We start from the raw sequence: 22,521 nt of genomic DNA, 5'->3' as shown, positions 1-22,521 counted from the left end.
TATCTTTTTAATATCAAACATTATAAACAATATATTTAAATCTTAAAACATATTGTAATTATTAAATATTTTAAAAATAATGTATTATTATAAAATAATAAATTTGAGGCAACATTATGAACAAAAATAAAACAAAAAAAATTTTAAAGTTATCATTGTTTGGAATAAATTTAATTACTCCATTAGTTTGTTTGGCCTGCAGCAAAACAAATAAAAATGAAAATGATTCATTTGCAAATGACCTAAATAAAGGAAATGGCAATGATGATGACAAAAACAATGATAATAATCAATCACCTATTATCAATGATTCAACAAACGAAACTAACTCAACCAATACAAATCCAGAACCATCAAATGAAACTAATGTGGATATAAATAATGATTCAGATATTGAAAATAATTCAAATATTACTGATAAAACACCAAGCGAAGATCAAAATGTAAATGAAAATGAAAATGAAATTAGCGGCAATAACCAAAGCACTCCATCAAATGAAACAAATTCAAACGTGGCTATAGATGATACAAATGATTTAAATAATTTTTTTAATAATTTAAATTTATCTTTTAGTGCAGATGAGCTTAGCTACTTAGACAAAACCCAAGCTGAAAAAAATGTATTAAATGAAGATTATATTTTAAAAAATGAAGGCAATGTTGATATAGCTAAATGAGGAAATGTGCCGCTAGCTATTAAAGAAGATAATTTGATTACTAAAGAAGATTTAAAAATAATGTTAACTAAGATTATTGGTTCATCGAAGCCAATTGAATACGATTTTGGACATCGCAAAATAGATTCAAATTTAATGGCTGATGCATATAGCGAATGATTTTATGAAACATGAAAATATTATCCTTATTTTTCAGTATCAAACGTAGCCATGACTTTTGATATAAAAACTGAAAATGATAAAGTTTTCGTTGCTAAAATATATCGCCCATTATTTGCTTATGACTGGATCGGTAATTCAACTCATAAAGATAGTTTTAATGATTTCCTTAGCAATGCTTTTGTCTTAATTAAACCAAACATGAATGATTATGATAAAGCTTTTGTGCTTTGAAGATACGTGATGTATTATTTAGAATACAATTTACGTGATGTTTTAATTGCGCCTGAAAAAGCAATTGAAGTTTATAAAGGGGTTTGTGCTACTTTTGCACATTTATACTCATTATTATTAAACCTAGTCAATATTAAGGCGATGCCAATGATCACAGGTCAAGGTAATGAAGACATTACACTGAATAATGAAACACATGAAGTGGCTTATTTGTATTTACAGTTACCGGGTTCAAATAAAAAAATGTGATATTTATCAGATCCAACTTATTCAAGAAATGTTGACATTATTAAATACCAAAAAAATCAGTTAGCTTATACAGCAAATAATGATGTTGCTTATACTCAATTTTTAGCTCCTGTTTCTAAAAACTATCGAGAACCATTAATTAATGTTCAATTTCACGGAAGAAAGTTTTTTGATCTGCCTTGAACTAATTTTTTTAACGAGGAAAATGATAATAAAGAATATTTAGTATCTGATAACTTCTTTAGTTTTGATAAAACTAATAATAATTTGATAAATCATACTTTTAAAACCGGTTTTATGTATGACTATATTTTGCAAAAAAATAAAGGCGTTTTAATGGATAGACGTTCATCTGCTCAATATGTTGATGGCAAGTGATATTTCATTCAAACTCTTAAAAACGATAAAGAGGAAATTTCAAAAAATTTAATACGCCAAGATATGGCTTCTCATAATTATGAAAACGTTGATTGATATGAATGAATTGATAGTCAAGACAATATTAATGAAATCATGTTATCAATGTCATCATCATCTTTACCTCGTGCCTATAATTTATTGGGTTCCTATAAAAATAAAATGATATTCATTGGTAATAACATTGTTAGCAAAAATAAAGACTATGTGAAATTCTTTTATATTACGCAAAAAGTAAATAACCAAATTGAATTTATTAAAATTGATATTCCGAATTCGGCTAAAAAATATGTTACCAACTTCGAAGTTAAAACTGATGGAATTTATTATAGTTTTGATTATGAAAAGGAATATCATAAATTGGAAATGTCAGAAACTGAAATGAAATTTTATCAAACTTCAGTTAAAAAAGAGGATCTAAATCAAGATTATATTAATGACTGACATTTAAAACAAGCAAACATTAACAGTTATTTATCTGTCAATAATAATGGCAATATTTTAATAAATAGTAAAAATAATTTTAATAAATTGATTGACTATAGTATAAAAAATATAGCTTACATTGATGTAAATTTTGTTAATCAATTAATTAATAAAATTTATGATGGTTTAATACAAAAAACTACTGACATTGCTTTTATTTTAGAGTCAAAAATTACTGATGAAATTATTAATATACCTAATTATAATTTTGAGAAGCATGGTTATAGTTTAGGAAAATTATTTTATGAAAATCTATCGCAACTATCTACTGCAAAAAATTCAATATTTTACGTTGATGTATTGACAAGTGATGATAATAAAAATTTCCAAACAGTAATGAGTAATATTCCTTGAGATAGTTTGCGGCTAAACAATAAAATCATTACAGCTCCATTAACATATATAAAATTACGTTATAAATTAAACAAAGATAGTAAAGAATTTATCGAAGAAAAAACATTTTTATTTAATACTGATACTGATCAATACAATGACAACATTTCATTATATGCAACGATTAATTATCAACCTTATCAAATTAGTAATTATATAAATACCCAAAATTGATATGAAGAACCGGTGACATTGAATATTAATTTAGGTATTAATCAAAATGGTGTGTCAAATGTGAAATTAATACACATTAATAAATCCGGATTAATTAAAGAACTAAGTTATGAAAACAATGAAATTAACCTAGGCAAAATCAATAGTGATAATGCTGGTATTTATTTCATTAAAAAAACAATGGTATTAAAAAATAAAATATATAATTTATATTCAAACTTCTTTTTTGGATTAGAAAAAGAAGATATCAATAAATTATCTTCAACAAAATTATTTGCAAAATTAATAGAAAAAGCAAAAATTGTAAATTAAGTGTTTTGGCTTGCCAAAACATTTTTTTATAATAATTTTTTATTAAAAACTTTATTTTTTTTATTTCTATTATTTTTTCTATGCTATAATACTTAAGACCAATTTGCGAGCGTAGCTCAGCTGGTTAGAGCACACGACTGATAATCGTGAGGTCGATGGTTCGAGTCCATTCGTTCGCACCATTTCAAGTAATTGACTAAATAGATGCCAAATCGGCATCTTTTTTATTTATTTTTAAAATTTTATATATTAAAATTTAAAAAGAAAAGAGATTGTATGACCGGAACAGAATTATGAAATTTATATTGCGATGAAAATAATATTGAAAAATATTCTAATCATTTCGTTTGAAAATTAAATCAAAAAAGAATTAGAGAAATTCTTAAATTTAAATTGCATGGGCGAATTAATGTATATCAAAAGTTTTATGAAAAAACTCACCATATTCCACAAATTAATGATTACTTAATATTAAAAGATTTTAAAAAAAGAGTCTATGCTATTTTAAAAATTAATTGGGTTTCGATCACAACTTTGGACTCGATTCCGCAAGATTTTATTGCTAAAAATAATCCCAAAAATTTAAATTATGAAGATTGATATTTAAGTCTAAAACATTCTATAAAAAACGATTTAAAATTAGAAGAAAATTGCAATAAAATTCCAGTTATATGTGAAGAATTTTCTGTAGTTAAAATTAATCAAGATATAAAGCTGTAATTTTAGAATATTATGATATAATATTTTTGTTTTAACAAACATATATTTATTCCTTGGTGATAATTAAGATTATTGCTAGGTTATGAAAGGAAAAAAATGGTATCAAAAGAAAGAAAAGCTGAATTAGTAGTTAAATTTGGAAGAAACGCAAAAGACACAGGTTATTTACCAGTGCAAATTGCTATTTTAACCGAAGACATTGAAAGTCTAAAAAAACACTTTGCTACAAACAAAAAAGACTTACACTCAATGCGTGGATTTATGGCTAAGGTTAACCACCGTAAGGCCCTATTAAACCACTTAAAAGATGAAAACTACAATTTATACTTAGAAACTATTAAATCATTAAATATTAGAAAATAACATATTGAGCCGGTTTTGCCGGTTTTCTTTATAAAAAGTTTAAATTCACATAAAAAATTACTAAAATTTCGTATTAATTTGATTAACGGATAAAATTGGAGGACTATGGCAAATAAAAAGATCAAAGCAGCTTCCGCTTTTTTAGCCGTCGCTACTATTGCATCGACTGCAGGGACAATTTATGTTCTATTAGAAAATAACAACGAAAGCAATGATATTAGAAAAAGAATCGCAGAATTAGTAAGCGAAATTAAATCATGATCGCTTAATAATTTAAAAAATAAAAACTATGCTAAAGAATTAGAAAACTCAGTTAATGATGGCATTAAAAAAATCGAGACTATTTTAGTCGATAAGAATATCAAAGACGCCGCAACATTATCAAAATTTTACGATGATGCGTTGAAAAAATTTGAGGAAGACAAAAGAACTTTAGACATTTTGGAAAATGAAAATAGCGCAACCAAACAGGCGCTAATAAAAGCAAACAAAGAATTCGATGACTTTAATCAAGCAAATCAAAATAATGATTTAGTCATGAATACTTTAAATCATTTTCAAGACCAAATTAACAATATTAATAATTCTTATGTAGTTGCTCATAATTTGACGGATTTAATTTCTGTTAAGGAAAATGCTAACAATTTTAGCGAACTTTTAGAGGCAACTAATCAATTATTAAAATCAATATCATTATCACAAGAAACTTTGGATAAATTCGGAAATTATGAACACGAAAATAAAAATAGTTTGCAAAATTTAACAAATGAAGCTATTGCAGCAGTTAATGATATGACGCTTAATAACGAAAATAAAAAATCTTTAGCTGAAAAATTAAATAATGCAGCCAATGAAATCGGCGACTTTTTAAATTCAGAAAAACAATCATTAGTTGCACAAATTTATAATATTATTGAGCAGGCTAAAAAATATTCAAATGATAATTTAAAAGATGATATTTTCAACAATTTAAGAAATAAATTAACAAATCAAATCGAACAAATAACATTAGACTTAAACAATGCCAACAACCTTGGCGATTTTAATGCTATTTTAGTCAATAACAAAAATCTTATAAGCGAAACAGAACAATTAAAAAATTTAATAAATGACTTAAATGAAGAAAAAATTAAAGCAGAAAATAATAAAAATGAAATAAATTCATATCCAGATGCTTTTGAAGAAAATGAGCTTGAAGATTTAGTTAATTTGATTAATAAGTCAGATACAGCGTTAGAGACATTGAATTCAAAAGAATTAATTACTGTCTTGAATGATTTAAGTCTGAAAAATAATAAATTAAATGATTATATTAATTCTTTAAAAAATAAATTAATCAGTAGCACTGAAGCCTTAATCGAGGAAGCTAAAGAATACAATAATTTAATAGATGAACAAAAATATCCAACAATCAAAAAACAATTAGAAAAGTTAATATCATCGATTAGTGAAAAGGCTAATAATAAAAGTTTAGTAGGTGAATTAAGCGAAAATAAAAAATCACTAGAAACTGCTCTTAAAAACTCAAAATATATCATTGCTCGTGAAAAGCTTAAAGATGCAATAAAATTTTCAAAAAATTTATTAGACAATATTGTCAATAATAATGCATTTGATAGTAACCTAAATTTAAATCACATCATAAGCCAAGCTGAAGATGTTTTATCGGCAACATATAGTCAAAATCAAGACATTGCGAAAATTTATAATGATGCTATTAATAATTTATCAACTGATTTTGCAAATGAAATTAAAAAACAAGCTAAGATCAGATTGCAAAAAGCCAAGGAATTATCTAAAGAATTAGAAGATAAAAAATATTATGTGAATAATGCAATTTCAAGCGCAAAAAGAGATTTAGATGCGGCTATTGCCAATCTAGAAGTTTCATTAGAAGAAAATGATAATGAAAATAATATTGTTGATAATGTTATAGCTTTGAACAATGCGTTTGTTGAAGCTGAGTCATTTAAAAATGCAACTGCTGAAGAGCGTTTAAAATTACTTGAAAAAATTCAAAAAACAAAAGAAAAAATTAACGAAATCGTTGCAAATTTAGGTAATGAAAAAGATGAACTAGCCAACGATAATTTTGAAAAATACGAAAAATTAATTGAAGATTTGACAAACACAATTGAAAATTACGAAAATAATACTAAGCCAGAAATGGAAAATGCTGGTTTAGCCAGATTGAACGAAATTCAAAAACAATTGCAAGATAAACTTGATAGCGTTCCCGCAAATAAAGCAAAAATTGATGAGGAATATCAAAAGCAAATTGATATCTTGAATTCGAATATTGAAAGAGCTAAAGAAATTTTAAAATTGATGCCAACTGATGAATATAACCCAGAAAAGGCATTGCTACAAAATATTTTGGCTCAGTCAGAAGATAATCACAGTATAAATTCGGTTGAAAAAATTAAAGCTATTAATTCTAAGTTTGCAGATATTTTAGAACAAGCTAATAATAAAGCAACTAAAATCAATAATGAAAAGACTGAATTAATCAATGATATTAATAATTTAGTTACAGTTGCAAAAAACTATTTAGATGAAAATGTAAATCAAAATCCTTCTATTAGAAATATTTTAGAAACCGAGATACAAAAAAATAGCCAAACCGAAACAAATTCTATTTCATTAACTAAAGATGAATTAAATAGAAAAATTTCAGATTTATCTAATGCCTTGGAAAGGGCTAAAAAAGCAGTAGAAAACGGTAATAACAAGTCTGTTTTAAATGAAAAAGTTAATGAATTAGAAGAATTGAAAAATTCAATTACTAGTCTAGATCCAACTATGGTTGATTTAAAAAACAAACTTCAAGAAGCAATTAAACAAGCTAATCAAGTACTAGAAGCAGAAAACGCTGATGAGTATTTAAATCAATTAAGCAAATTAAATGAAATCCAAACCGAAGCAAATAAAAATATTCAAGACTTTGCAACCGAATTATCGAACAAAATTCAACAACATGAAACCGCATTATCAGAAGCTAAAGATTTATTAGCAAACCTTGAAAAAGATTCAAATAAGGCTAATTTAACTGATGTAATTAATCAACTAAAACTAGCAATTGAATCAAACAAAGTAATTGATAATAACGAGCCATTGGAATCGATTGCAGCGAAAACAAGCAACTTAAATAATGCTATTTCATCGGCTAAGGAAAACAAAAAATTAGCAGATAATTTAACCAATCAAAAATTAGCTGACCTAAATAATACAATTGCCGAATCTAATGATTTATCTGCAAAAATGACTGATCCAGCTTTAGAAAGTGCGAAAGTAAAATTGGATGCAGTTATTTCAAAAGCAACGAATATTCATGATGCTGAAATTAAATCAACTAATGAAGTTATTGAAAGCTCAAATGAAGAACTTAAACAAGCTCAATCTGAAGCTAAATTAGCTTTAGACAAGTTAAATAAAGAAAAAGCAGATCTTCAAGATAGCATTAGAAATAAAGCCGAAGAAATCCAAAACTATATAAGCGATTCTCTAGCAGAAGAGCAATATAAACAAATAAAAGCAGATCTAGCTGCTGTATTAGATAATTACAATAAAAATCAAAAGAATTCACTTGATGTTAAAGATAAAGCCTCATTAGAAGATATTCAAACTAAATTAAATGATGCCTTAGATTTAGCAAAAAATAAAAAAACAGAAGTTGATAATCAAATCAAAAAAGACAATAAAACTAAGTTGAGTGAAAAAGTTAATGCATTAGAAGAATTGAAAAATTCAATTACTAGTTTAGATCCAACTATGGTTGATTTAAAAAACAAACTTCAAGAAGCAATTAAACAAGCTAATCAAGTACTAGAAGCGGAAAATGCTGATGAGTATTTAAATCAATTAAGCAAATTAAATGAAATTCAAACCGAAGCAAATAAAAATATTCAAGACTTTGCAACCGAATTATCGAACAAAATTCAACAACATGAAACCGCATTATCAGAAGCTAAAGATTTATTAGCAAACCTTGAAAAAGATTCAAATAAGTCTAATTTAACTGATGTAATTAATCAACTAAACCTAGCAATTGAATCAAACAAAGTAATTGATAATAACGAGCCATTGGAATCGATTGCAACAAAAACAAGCAACTTAAATAATGCTATTTCATCGGCTAAGGAAAACAAAAAATTAGCAGATAATTTAACCAATCAAAAATTAACCGACCTAAATAATACAATTGCCGAATCTAATGATTTATCTGCAAAAATGACTGATCCAGCTTTAGAAAGTGCGAAAGCAAAATTGGATGCAGTTATTTCAAAAGCAACGAATATTCATGATGCTGAAATTAAATCAATTAATGAAGTTATTGAAAGCTCAAATGAAGAACTTAAACAAGCTCAATCTGAAGCTAAATTAGCTTTAGACAAGTTAAATAAAGAAAAAGCAGATCTTCAAGATAGCATTAGAAATAAAGCCGAAGAAATCCAAAACTATATAAGCGATTCTCTAGCAGAAGAGCAATATAAACAAATAAAAGCAGATCTAGCAGCTGTATTGGATAATTACAATAAAAATCAAAAGAATTCACTTGATGTTAAAGATAAAGCCTCATTAGAAGATATTCAAACTAAATTAAATGATGCCTTAGATTTAGCAAAAAATAAAAAAACAGAAGTTGATAATCAAATCAAAAAAGACAATAAAACTAAGTTGAGTGAAAAAGTTAATGCATTAGAAGAATTGAAAAATTCAATTACTAGTTTAGATCCAACTATGGTTGATTTAAAAAACAAACTTCAAGAAGCAATTAAACAAGCTAATCAAGTACTAGAAGCGGAAAACGCTGATGAGTATTTAAATCAATTAAGCAAATTAAATGAAATCCAAACCGAAGCAAATAAAGTAATTAGCGATTTTTCTGATCGCCTTAATGTTGCTAAAGCTGAATATAATAAAAAGCTAGCCGAAGCAAAAACTCTTTCAAACGATATAAAACAAAGTTCAAACAGCGCAAATTTAGTCGGTGTGGATGAAGCATTGAATTCAATTATTGATAACAATAATTCAATTAATGATAACGATGCAATTAGTTTGATTAATGCTAAAACTAACGCTTTAGCAAAAGCAATTGAAAAGGCTAATGCCGCAATCAAAGAAAACAATTCCTTAACTGATCAAAAATTAGCTGAATTAAATAATCAAATTGAAATTGCTGAAAAATTATTGGAAAAAATGTCAGATCCTGCTTTAGCCGAAGATAAACAGTCTTTAAATGAAGCGATTGTCAAAGCCAAAAACACTGCCGAAGCAAATAAAAAACAATTAAATAACATAATTGATGCTGATACTCAAAAATTAATCGAAAAAATTCAAGTTGCTCAATCAGCTCTAAATAATTTAAACCAAGAAAATGAAAAATTGATCGCTAAAATAAATAAAGAAAATGCTGAGGTATCTGATTTTGCAACAAATCTAGATAATATTTTGGTTAATACAAAATCTGAATCAAACAATTATTTAAGTGAATTAAATGAAAATACTTTACCTTTATTGAATCAAAAAAATAACGCTGAATTAAAAGAAATTTTAAAATCTATCGAAGATAAAAAAGTTGAAATAAAACAAAATGCATTTAATGAAGCAACTAATTTATTGTCGGCTGAATTAAAAAACGCAAAATCATTAAAAGAAGAATTAAATAACTTGCCTAATCATGAAGCCGCAGAAATTCAAGATTTAATAAGTAAGTTAGATAAAGCAATTAATAATGCCACATTGGCAAATAGTTCTTCGGATTTAACTGCTATAGTCGAAGCATTTAAAAATTTAAAACAAATTAACACCGAAGCAAAAGATGCCATAAAAAACTCATATAAAAATGAATTAAATAAAATGTTTGAAAATGCCAAGGCAATTAAAAGTAAGCATGCTTGAACTAATGAAAAGGCACAAGAAATTATTGATGAAACTACACCATTCTTGACAAATAATGACAAAGACTTTTCAGAATATAAACAAGCTTATCAAAACATAAAACCTAAAAATGAAAAATTAAATAAAGAAATCGAAGATTGAAATAATCAAGCTAAATTATTTAATGATTCAAAAGAAACCATGAATTCGCTAGCGCTTGCTATCAGCGAATTGGCTAAAGAACAAATTAATTTTAATCCCGCATTAAATGATTTATTATCACAAGCTAACGCTCAGTCAAATATAGTATTAGACAATGGTTGAACAAAAGATGAATTAGTGAATAAAATTAGCGAGATGAAAGCAAAATATCAAGAGATTAGTAATGCCTTAAAAGCAAATCAAAAGCAAAAGCTTAATGAATTTAAAGCCATTATAGGGGCTAATAAAGTTAAAGCGAACGATTTAAATTCTAAATTTTCAAATTTTGATGAATTAAGGACTATTAATAATAAAGTAAATAATAACTATGATAAAGTAATCGATGCAATTAACACAATCGATAATAATAGTTTTGTATACAAAGGTAATGTAAAAAACATATATGATAATTTATTATCGGAATCTGAAAAACAAATAATTGCCTCGCTAAATGAAACTTTAAATAGAATTAATTATTTAAGAAGCTCGGCTTTAATTTTCAATTCACAATTAAACAAAAATATTATCGATACAAATTCAATTAATCAACAAATTGATAACCAAGGAAATGGTTTAAGTAAGATAAGTAATTGAAATGAATTAAATAATTTAGTAAACGGACTAAATAATATATATTCAAATTCAATTAAAAACAGTATCATAGATTTAAAAAATGCTTTAAACTATGTACTTAATGGCAATAATAATGATTTTAATGTTGCGTGATTGAATAATATTAATTCATTGAACAATTTCATCGCTAAAACATCAGAAGCTTTCAAAGATAATGAAAGCATTATTAAGGCAAATAATAATTTAAAAGCAAGCGTTGCTCAAACCCAATCATTAGACATAATTAATCAAAACAATTTAAGCAATAGCGTAGATCAAAATATAAAATCACAATTATCTAATATTAATCAAAGCAGCGAAGCAACAGAAAGCAATTATTTGGGACAATCATATTTTGAAATATTAAGCGCAGCATTTAAAGGTAAAGAAAATATTTTGTCAGAAGTTAAAAATCAGTTTAATGAAATGATGCAATTGGTAAACAAAAACAAGAATGAAGTATTAGGAGTAATTACTGATTTTAAAAATCATGCAGACGACAAAAAAACCCAATGACCTTATTTAAGCACAATCAACTCATTAAATGCCGAAGAAATTAAAATTCAAAATAAAGATGACCTATTTGAATTGAATTCTGCTGTCAACAATCTAACAGGATTAATAGGTAAAAATCAAGATAAACTAGCTGAAGTTATTAAGGCAAAAGTAAGAATAGTAAATAATTATTATCAATATTTATTTACTAAAGAAATGTTTACTATTGGCTTTACTAAAGGTGATGAAATCAAATCATTTAAAAATATTTCTCCTAACGATATTAACGTTGAATATTATGAAATAACTGGTATGTCAATAACTGATGGTTATAAGGGCAATTGATATGAAAATCCTCAAACAGAGCAAGGGCAAGGGCTATATCAAAATGCATTAAATATAATCATAGATACATTAGATTTCAATAAAAATAAAGAACTATCTGCTGAATATTCATTGAATGCTAACAAATTAAATGAAAAAATTAATAGCATTGAAGGTTCGGAAATAGCTTCGGTAAACATTTTAAAAGATGCGTCATTGAATATATTAAAAAGTATTCAAAATGCTTTATTTAAAAAGATTTATCAAAACATGCCAAATATAATGCAATACTTGCCGGTAGCAAACTCACAAAACAATGGTAAATTAACACCATCAAATAATTACTATGATTATTTATATGAACAAAGAAATAATAGTTCATACGGCCGCTTTTATACTAATCCGGTATTTTATGATAATAATAATGCTAACACTGCAAATTCTGGATCGGCGCCAACCGAAATTATCGAATTTAATAATTACTTAAACGTAATGTTGGGAGCAATAAATAACTATCAAAATAAATTTGAATTAAATATTAATAATACGAATACTAATGAAGTTTATGACTCTTTAGAAAAATTTAATCAATTGTATATCATTGACAAGAGATATTCAAGTGTTAAAGATAGATTAAGTGTAATGTATGATTTAATTTTAAAGAGATTAACTTATGATGGTGATTTAGATTCTGCTCAAAAAAATAATCCATTTTTAGTAAACAATGGTTACAATATATTGATTAATACTGATAATGAAAGATTAAAAGCAACACCTTATTCATATATGCAAATGGTTGGTTATACAGCCTATGTATTGAGAAATTTAATTAACAAAGACATTGCACCTCATCTTGACCAAAAACGTTTTGGAACTTGAATGAATAATGATAAAGGTGAAGCTTACGTTTGAAATCCTAATGTCCAAAATGAAGTAGAAAAAGTTTCATATAGAGGATTGCTAAATGACGTTATTATGAGAATGGGTGTTTGAATTTCAGATGAACCTGACGGACTTAGCCATAACGGTTTAATCGATGGTGGACCACGTTATGGCGTAAAATGAAGCTCTGGATATAACAATTATCCTGACAGAATCTTATACGGACCTTGAAAATCATATAATGATGGGTTCTATTCACAAAGACAATTCGGTACTTATTCATTCTTTTACAATCAATCTACAAGATTAAGTACCAATATAAACCCTATTAGCGGAGAGGGTGTAATTGGAACTGGACAAGGTGCATTAGACTGAATTAGAAATGCATACCAAGACATTTATAAAGTTATTGATTGATTATCAGATTTTAATCACCCTTCAAACCCATTTTATAAAAATAAATTCAAACTATATAGTTTTAATAGTAAAAACGGTTTTGCAAGTAAGACAAATATAAATACATCATCAGCAAATCCAAGTCCAATATCTTATTCAAAATCAAACAATACAGAATGAATTAAAAATTCACTAATTGACTTAGATAAAAATATAGGATAAAAAATAGCGCACTCGTGTGCGCTATTTTAAGTTTAAAAACCTAAAGATTAAAATAATATTTTTACAGCGTCAAAAATTTATAATTAGTCGCTGTAAAATTTAGGGATCCAAAAAAGCAGCTAGACTAGCTGCTTTTTTAGTTGAAATTAAATTAAAAGAAAAAAATTATGAAAAGAAATACTTTTTTTAATTTTAAAACTGAACCATGTAACATCACTATATATAAATTATAAATAAAAACTAGTCAAATGACTAGTCTGCGCACTTTTTCATTCCCGAAAGCGTCCGTAATCTTATTACGTCATTTTCACAGTCGGAGTTGCGCCTCTCTTCTCAATATGGTTTTATTATACACTAAAAACTAGATTTATAAAAAAATATTAATTTAGTAATATTAAATTATGAACGAATATATTTTAAATATCATAAAACTGAAAATTGGAAAAGATGAAAATTTTAGAAACTCAAGGGTCCACCGGTACTTTAAAGTAAGCGTAAGCGCGGATATATAAGTGAAAATTATTTTAAAAAAGTTATTTGATTATTTAGTAAAAAAATAAAAACCGAAACAATATTTTTGATTTTTCATAATTTTTTTAAAATCTGTCAAATATAAATAACTAGATTATGTTTTGATGTCGCTTTTACTTCACAAGATCTAAAATTATGGTATAAAAAACTAGCTTTCGCTAGCTTATACCATTTTTCATTTTCAAATAAGCATCCGTAAGTACATTACGCCGTTCTTTTGAGCCGGAGTGGCATTTCTCTTCTCCAATATGACTAGATTATACACTAAAAACTAGATTTATAAAAAATATTAATTGAGTAATATTAAATTATGAAAGAATATATTTTAAATATCATAAAGCAAAATATATACTTTGTAGATCTAATTTATGGCAAAGATTAAAGTTATATTTAATGATTAGATAACCCTAAAGGATAATTTAAAAAGTTTAAATAATGATTTTGGTTTTAATTTTCTGTCTTTATTTTTTGATTTTTTAAACTTGAAAAATTGTGATGAATTAACACAATTAACATATTTTAATTGTGAAAATTTAGAATTTCTTTTAGGTCAAAATAGAGCAAAATTATTATTTTTGCTATGCCTTTAGCTTTACAAGAACCATAATTTATAACTATTATTTTTTAATATATTGATTGAAATTGACGCTTATTTTTTATTTTTATTAAAAGGTTTTTAATATTCTGCAAATAAAACAAATTTAATTAATTGCTTTAAGTCATAAGTTATTAATTATTTTAATATTAAGTCAGTTTATTTAATGTGTGTTGAATTTATTTTTTAAATAAGCTATATTGATAAGATATTTATTTGTTACTATAATTTTAGTATTTTGATTTGTATTAATAATTATCATAAGAAATAAAGCGACCTATCAGTAATTTATGCGCATAATATATAATCTCAATTTTAAGAGTATTGCATTATTACAAAGTTTTTATTTAATTTACGATGTTATTGATATATTTATCAAAATAAGTTTAATTTTATTATTAAATCAATAAATAAATTAAAGAAAGATTAACTAAATAATAGTTAATTTCATAAATACAAATATAATTATTATAAATAATATAATAATTAAAAAATAAAAAGAATACAAGAGGGTAAGCATGTCAAAAAACAAAAAAAATAAATTATTGAGAATAAGTGCAGCAATGGTATTAAGTTCAATACCTTTTTTTGCAATTGCATGTAACAATATAAAACCGTCAGATAACAAAAAAGAAGATAATAATAACAGTATTACAAATACCGATACTGATAATAAAAATAATAATACTAATAATCCTAATCAAGATAATAGTGCTTTATCGGGCGACAATAATGAAAATCAAACAACAAATAATAACGGCTCAGAAAATGGCAATAATTCAAATGAAAATCAAACAACAAATAATAATAACGAAGCAGAAGACAATGGCACTACACCTGCTAACAATGGTACCGAACCGTCTGATGGCAATTTAGAAAATGGAACAAGCGATTCTTCCGCAGATAATAAAAATAACGAAGTAGTATTTAAAAATGAAGTAATAATTAATTTTTTAAATATTGTAAATAGCGAAAAAATTAAACAATTACTTGAAATAACTGTCAACGCTAATAATGACAAGAAAAATCAAGATCTAATTGAACAAATTAAGAATTTTAATAATAAATATGGCGAGATTGTATCAAATGCCAAAATTATTATGAATTATGGACAAGATATTAATACACCATTTTTATATTCAATGTCTTCTATTCGCGAAAAAATTATTGCGGCTTTTATAATTGATAATCAAAATAATTACCAATTAAAAACAGATACATTTGTAAATAATCAAAAAAATAGTTTCGAATTAGCTTTTGAATCACTTAATGAAGGTATTGATAGCATAAAAAACGCTATTGAGGTTTTTCAAAATCAATACATTAGCGATTTGGATAAAAATATCAAAACTACTTTTTCAGATGCTTTCATAAACGCTTTTAATATAAATTTAAAATTAAAATACCCTAATTTATTCAACATTCATAATAATTTAATTTTGGATAAAAATGAACTTGTTAAGGTGCAAAATCAATATCAAAGCTTGACAAATCTTCAAACTCTATATAAAAAATTAGTTTCTATTGAAAATTCTTTTGCCGAAATTTTTTCATCTAAATCATTAGAATCATTTAATGATAATCTACAAACAAGATATAAAACAATTAAATCACTTATTTATGATGAAAATAACAAAATTATATTTGATAATTTAACCGATTCTAATATCCTTGATTATGAAAATTTACTAAATGAATTTAAAAATAAATATCAATTTATTCTCAAAGCGAACAATGCTTTAAATATAAATTTGAATAAAAATTTGAAAAACTATGAATTGGATAAGGCGATTAATCCATTATCAATTACGAATAGTAATTTTGATTATTATATTAATAGCAACCTTACGGATGAAAATTTATCAGCCAATTTAGTTAAATTTGATTTAGATTTGGCTAATAATAATATATTAAAAATTGAGTATAATGTTGCCGACAATGCGACAAACATGAATACTAATGTTATAAAAGAATTAACTTTTCCGAATAGCTGAGCAAACAAATTAAGTGAATTATCAAACTTAAATATTCACGATTTATTTAATTTCAATAAAACAATTATCAGTAATTACACAGTAGAAGAATTTTTTGCTAACGAAAGTATTGTTAAAGAAAACATCATTCCAAAGAAAACAATATTGAATGATTACTTCACTTACGAATTAGATGATCAAGATCCTTATGACAAACAAAACAAAAGCTTTAATATATTAATTAAACACAATAATCAAGTCATTAAGCGTTTTTCATTAATTGCTAATGATGTTTTATTCATTAATTCTAATCACGAAGTCACATTTGCAACATTTTCAGAAGAATTTAAAAAATCAAAATATTACACAAATCCTAGTGAATTCGGTAACTCTTTAGCAAATTATTTTTCTTATGCAATGAGTGAAAAAGAAAAAGCATATAATGAAAGTCATCCTAATGCGACGAAATTATTAATTAACCCACTATGAAATAAAGTTCCAGTACAAAAAGATTTGTATTTTACACAAGAGCAAAGATTGAGCATGTTTAAGGAAGTTATTAAAGGTTTTATCACCAATATTAATGCCGATGATATTCAGCCTTATAACGACGCAACACTTATTAATTTAATTCAGGAAGTTAACGCCATTCAATTTTGAACCGATAATAAAACTAAACTCGTGCAAGTTCAAGTTAATGCTTCTGAAGCATCAGAGGATAATAAAAATTTAAATTTGATTAAAAAAACTCTAGGTTATTCTGAATATTGAAGCAAATTACAAAATTTAAATCCAGTAAAAAGCAACTTATTTGCAAATATTCAAGCTAAAAACCCTAATGTTACTCACTCAGATTTCGTTGCTTATGATAATCAAACCGTTTTAAAATTATTGAATGAGATTTATACATTCCCTTCATTCGGAGAATATCAAATTTTTATAAAAGAAATTAAAAACGTATCTCCGCAAAAAGGGAAAGCTGATTTATTTTTCTGATATAAAAAAAATAATGAAGAAGCTGTTTTACCGAAAAATTTTGGTTCATCGCAAAAAGTATGATTTACTTTAGAATTCTTTAAACCACTTACATTTGAAGATGTCAAAACAATAGATGGAACCAAGGTATTTAAGGCGGTTGATTTTCAAGGTCAAAATTATAGTTCAATTGATAAAACAGATATGGATAATATCAAGTTAATTAATTCTACTAATTTCGACTATCGAATGGTTAATGCTTTATGAGACAATAAAACGCCAATTCCTTATGCTGTGATTGACCCATATGATATTTATGAACAAGAGGCATTTTTAAAAATTAATTATGTATTGAAATTTAAAAATGGTTCTTTAAACAAAGATAAAGAAACTGAAGACAAAAATGAAAATAACGATAAGTTCAATAATAACTTTGAAGATAATCCTAAAACAACTGATGAAAATAAACCAATTCCTGAACCTACTGTAATTAACTTCAATCCTAACTCAAGATCAATTGCTAACCCACGTGATTTAGCAAATAGCGTAAATATGAATACATTAGCTAATAAGTATTTTATTTATTTTGTTAATGTCAAACCATTTATTTATCAAAATACAAAAGGAATGTCATTCCAATTAGGTTTTATTAATAAAAATAATTTATCGCAAAGATTTATCAGCCCTCAAACAATTAGATTAGTTAATTTACAAAATGATTATAAAAACAATCTATACCCTGAAGTGATTCTTAACAATATAACATTTGATGATTTATCAATTATAAAAAACTCAAAAACTTTTACTATTAAAGATTTAGCTAATACCGTGTCGCAACCTTTATTAAGAAATTCATATATAACTTTAAATATCGAACCAAATTCTCAATTTGATTATCCCGTAATTAAATACAATAATTTCTATTTAAATGCAAACAATATTCAAATTGCCGAAGTAATTAAAAAGGATAATGATGATACTAAAGCTTACTTTAGATTGAAATATGTTGAAGGCAATAAAGTAATCCAGGGTAATCGATGATATGTAATCGAAGATCTAAGGGCTCAAGATAACGATATTATAAATAAAACATCATTGTCATATTCAAATAATAATTTAAAAGAAATTTACACCCCAAACTCAGTCCACCGCGAAAGAATTATTGAACCTTATTACAAAGATTTGGAATGAAACAAACTTAATAATGGTGCAAGCTGATTATTGAAAAAGAAATACTATGAAAAAACATTATTAAACCATGATGTAAAAAATGCCAAAATTAAACTTCATATTTTTGGAAATGTCTTATTCCAAGATGACTATAGATTAAAACGAATTACTGATATCGATAAAGGGATGAACATTGAAGTTGATTTTAATTCATTAAAAGAAACCGGTAAATATCATACAGAAATCGACATTCAACCTATCCATACTTCGAATAATGGTAAATTCTATAATAGTCCTAATATAACTATTAATGTTGATGTATTGTATACTGAAGCTGGAATACAATTTAATTTAACTCCAAATAACGAACAATATAATATTATTTTAGGCAATCCGTTGAATCACGTATTATCTACTTCAGAATTCCTAAAAAAATTTGGGCATTTTGATTCTAATGAGGCAATATTAATTGCAAAACAAAGTAATTTAATAACAATTTCATACGATTCAAATGTGCAAAATGAAAACTTTGGCATTTCAACTAATAAATTTGATTATAATCACATGTCATATACTCAGGAAAATCAACCAATTCTTTTTTATAATGATTATAATGAAATTTGAAATACTTATTTACCTAATCAAAATGTTCCTTATAAATTGCATGATGGCTATATGCTAAACAATGAATATTTGGGTAATTCGTATACTAATACCAAACTATTCCAAACCATTTGAGGAAACAGTATGGCATATAATTATGGTTCAGCCACAAAAATGGGTAAAGTAAATACTAATAAAAACGACGGAAAATTTTATTTAGTAACTAATACTCACGTTGAAAATTATGGTGATATTCAATCATTAAAAAACAAACCTCACCAAGCAAATTGAAGATATTTAGTTAAATCAGGACATAATTTTGCAAATAATATTAATAGTGGTTTTGGATACTGAGATGGCTTATACCCAGTAGGTGTGAATCCACAAGTTATTTGAGTCGGTAAAGACCAATTAAATGTTAATGGCACTAACCCAGCAAGTGTCGACATGACCATTTTTAGTATCGATATTAATCAAATTATTAAGACGACTATGAGCGAAGGGCGTTACCAAACCGCGTATTGATATAAACAATGATTTGATGATCCGTACATGGATATGAATTACGAAGGCGGCAAAGATAACGTAGTTTACGGACCATATGTAATTAGAAATGGTATTAACGGATTCCCTTATGCTAAACAAGCTGGATATGTAGTAAATCGTGCCTCGATATATGATTCGGGAATGACATTACAACGTCAAAACGGTTATGTTCCAACGTATTTCAACCCAGGTAATTCTGGAACAGGTATCATGGGTGATGAAAATTCATTCAATTCGGTAATTAATTCCGGTACACCTTTTAATGTATTATATGGACATAACTTTATCAGCAGTCAATATAACTATTTAGGTTTGAACTCAGAAAATAATGATCCATTATCTTTAAAAAACAAAAACTCTTTTGCTTCGATATTATTTAATCTAAACGTTAGATATCCATATCAATATGATATTCCGTGATTTATTAAAAATAATAAATAGTTACTTTAATTTGTATATAAATAATAAAATCCTAAAAAAGTCCAACAACAGAATTAAATACTTATTAATGTAATTTAGTAAAAGAATTTAGAGAAGAGCGTAAAAAAATGAGAAAAAGTTTCAAAATTTTGCTAGCTTTAGTATCAATGACAACGATACCGCTAGCGACAGTTTCCTGTTATAAAAATTCTAAAGGCGAAGAAGATAACACTAAAAATGATAATGTCATAGTAAATGATGTAAATGGCGGCAATCAAAATAATATTGAAAATCAAGTTGGCAATGATAAAAATAATACAGACCATCCAAACGAAACATCAAATCCCAACTTATCTAATCATTATGAAAATCAAATTAATTCAATGTTATCTGTAACAAATGAAAAGAAAAAAACATTAGTAAATTTAATTGAAATTCAAAGAAGCCAAATAAATGATTTAAAAGCTCAATTTGAAAATCAAAAAAATTCACTAAATCAATTAAAATCTAATATTGATTTAAATTCAAATGCAAGTGAATCAAGAACGCAAAGTATAAATAACATAATGCAGGAACTATCTTCAATAACCGAAGATAATAAGCAAGACAGAAAAAATAATTTATCAAAGAGCTTAGAATTAATCAAAAACTCGGTTTTAGAATTTACTCAAAGCAATAGCAATGATTTAAATTTATTATCTTTAGTTACAGAAAATATTGATCGAAATTTATCTGATTTAGAGCATTTTTTAGTCAATCTAAATCAGCAAAATAATACTTTGCTAAATACTTTCGAAGAATTATTAAATTCATTGAAAACACTTAAAAATAATTTAAATAAAATAAACGAAAATGATTTCAATACTTTAAACAATAAATATGAAAGTTGGAATTCAGATCTTGATACATATCAAAATCGAAGTCAAGACAAATTCAACGAATTTAATACTAATGCTAGTCAATATTTTATAAAAATAAACATCGTTAAAGATAACTTGAACGTATTAAATAATAAATTAAATTCAATTGATCAGAATATTAGTTCTATCCAAAATGATGTGACTCAATTAAAATCAGAAGTTGATAACACTCATAGTTCATCAAATATTGAAAATGGCGAAGGTAGTACAAATCCATCAAATGAAAATTCTAAACCTATTAATTCAAAGCATGAAATTCAACCAATGTTTAGTTTAGATAAAGAAATTACAATTCGCCGAGGTGAAAAATTCAACTTTGATAGTATTTATACAATTAATCAAGATTATCAAGCCACAGAACCCGATAGAACATTCGAAGCGCCAGGCATGCTAACCGTGAAAGGTGTTAATATACCACCATTCCCCGGAAATGATAAAGTTGAAAAAATTAATCCTGGAAAATTATATACAAAAAGCCCAATAGGTAAGTGGGTAACCACTGGTGATTTATTTGATAATGGCGATATTACATATTATTTATTTTTAGATGACGAAGGCAACTGATTTGATTCAAATAAATGATATAGAGTCGGTAATAAATATGATGATGATGAAGTGCCTAGACCACACGGAACTGGGGGCGGGGATGACCGTAGCTGTTGAGCTGCTGCAGCAAGTAATATCATGCAATGATGACTACAACAAAATCGCAAATTTATTGATAAATATTATGAAATGTACCCAGAAGATTTATTAACTTTAATTAATGGAAAAAATCTATTGCAAGCTTATGACCAAAAACAATATGCGCCAATATTAGATTATTTATGTGATTATTTTGTTGATAAAAGCGGTTTTGCTATATACGGCATTGAATGATTATTATCTGGATATAAAGATAGAAACTTGAGTGCGGCATTTGAAAACGAAGAAGTAGGGAAACAATTTAAAGGCTTTTTTCCACATTTATTTAATAAGTCAAATGTTTCTGATATGGGAACATATAAAAAACTTGCTGGTGGCGTTAATAACGTTAAACAAGTATTTTCAGATTTCATTAAAGAAGCATTTTTAAACGATAATGCGGTTTCATTCGTAATAACCCCTAGTTATGGTCAATATAACCATGCCGTTACTTTATGGGGCGCCGAATTTGATGATGAAGGTTACGTTAAATATTTATATTATTCAGATAGTGATGAAAATGATCCTGATGCAAGAAGATTGTCAATTATCAAACGTACTGAAGTAATGTATTCAAAAGATAATCGCACTATGAAAATGAATAATTATCCAGATTCGCCCGATAGAGAAAGAGCATGAAAATATTCATGAAATATAAGTTCGGTTGAGAAAATTAGTTCTGGTTTTAATATTTGAAAAAATTGATATGAAAATGTTGCTCATGCTAAAGATGATGCAATTACAGTTAACGTAATAAATCCAGACGCATTAAATGTTAATAAAGAAGGTATATACAAAATTAAATATCAAGCAACTGATATTTTTGGAAATACACAAACCCAAGTTACAAAAATCATTGTTGAATAAAATAATAATAAAACAGCACTGTAATTAAAGTGGTGCTGTTT

Annotated in this window: 6 protein-coding genes and 1 tRNA gene; all 7 read left to right on the top strand. The window is 26.0% G+C overall.

Translation table 4 applies throughout. From position 1 onward, the window contains the following. The first annotated feature begins 116 nt into the window (after nucleotides 1-116). The 7 genes from FJR74_RS07480 (at nucleotide 117) to FJR74_RS07460 (ending at nucleotide 22,480) form a co-directional block, all read left to right on the top strand. Nucleotides 117-3,101: a transglutaminase-like domain-containing protein gene (locus tag FJR74_RS07480; RefSeq protein WP_140914740.1), complete on the top strand. Its 2,985-nt coding sequence runs from the start codon at nucleotides 117-119 to the stop codon at nucleotides 3,099-3,101. A gap of 105 nt (nucleotides 3,102-3,206) precedes the next feature. Further along, nucleotides 3,207-3,283, top strand: a tRNA-Ile gene (locus FJR74_RS01250). Nucleotides 3,284-3,377: 94 nt separating this feature from the next. Beyond that, nucleotides 3,378-3,821: an ASCH domain-containing protein gene (locus FJR74_RS07475; RefSeq protein ID WP_140914739.1), complete on the top strand. Its 444-nt coding sequence runs from the start codon at nucleotides 3,378-3,380 to the stop codon at nucleotides 3,819-3,821. Nucleotides 3,822-3,917: 96 nt separating this feature from the next. Continuing rightward, nucleotides 3,918-4,184, top strand: a complete 267-nt coding sequence (gene rpsO / locus FJR74_RS01240) for a 30S ribosomal protein S15 (RefSeq protein WP_140914738.1) — start codon at nucleotides 3,918-3,920, stop codon at nucleotides 4,182-4,184. A gap of 105 nt (nucleotides 4,185-4,289) precedes the next feature. After that, nucleotides 4,290-13,196: a hypothetical protein gene (locus FJR74_RS07470; RefSeq protein WP_140914737.1), complete on the top strand. Its 8,907-nt coding sequence runs from the start codon at nucleotides 4,290-4,292 to the stop codon at nucleotides 13,194-13,196. Nucleotides 13,197-14,840: 1,644 nt separating this feature from the next. Beyond that, complete coding sequence (locus FJR74_RS07465; RefSeq protein WP_140914736.1) at nucleotides 14,841-20,030, top strand: MGA_1079 family surface serine endopeptidase; 5,190 nt, start codon at nucleotides 14,841-14,843, stop codon at nucleotides 20,028-20,030. Between the two features lie 107 nt (nucleotides 20,031-20,137). Next, complete coding sequence (locus tag FJR74_RS07460; protein WP_140914735.1) at nucleotides 20,138-22,480, top strand: IdeS/Mac family cysteine endopeptidase; 2,343 nt, start codon at nucleotides 20,138-20,140, stop codon at nucleotides 22,478-22,480. Nucleotides 22,481-22,521 lie beyond the last annotated feature (41 nt).

Origin of the sequence: Metamycoplasma neophronis (genome assembly GCF_006491995.1) — a bacterium.
In the GTDB taxonomy this organism is placed as follows: domain Bacteria; phylum Bacillota_I; class Bacilli_A; order Mycoplasmatales; family Metamycoplasmataceae; genus Metamycoplasma; species Metamycoplasma neophronis.
This window is presented reverse-complemented; position numbering and strand designations above follow the sequence as displayed.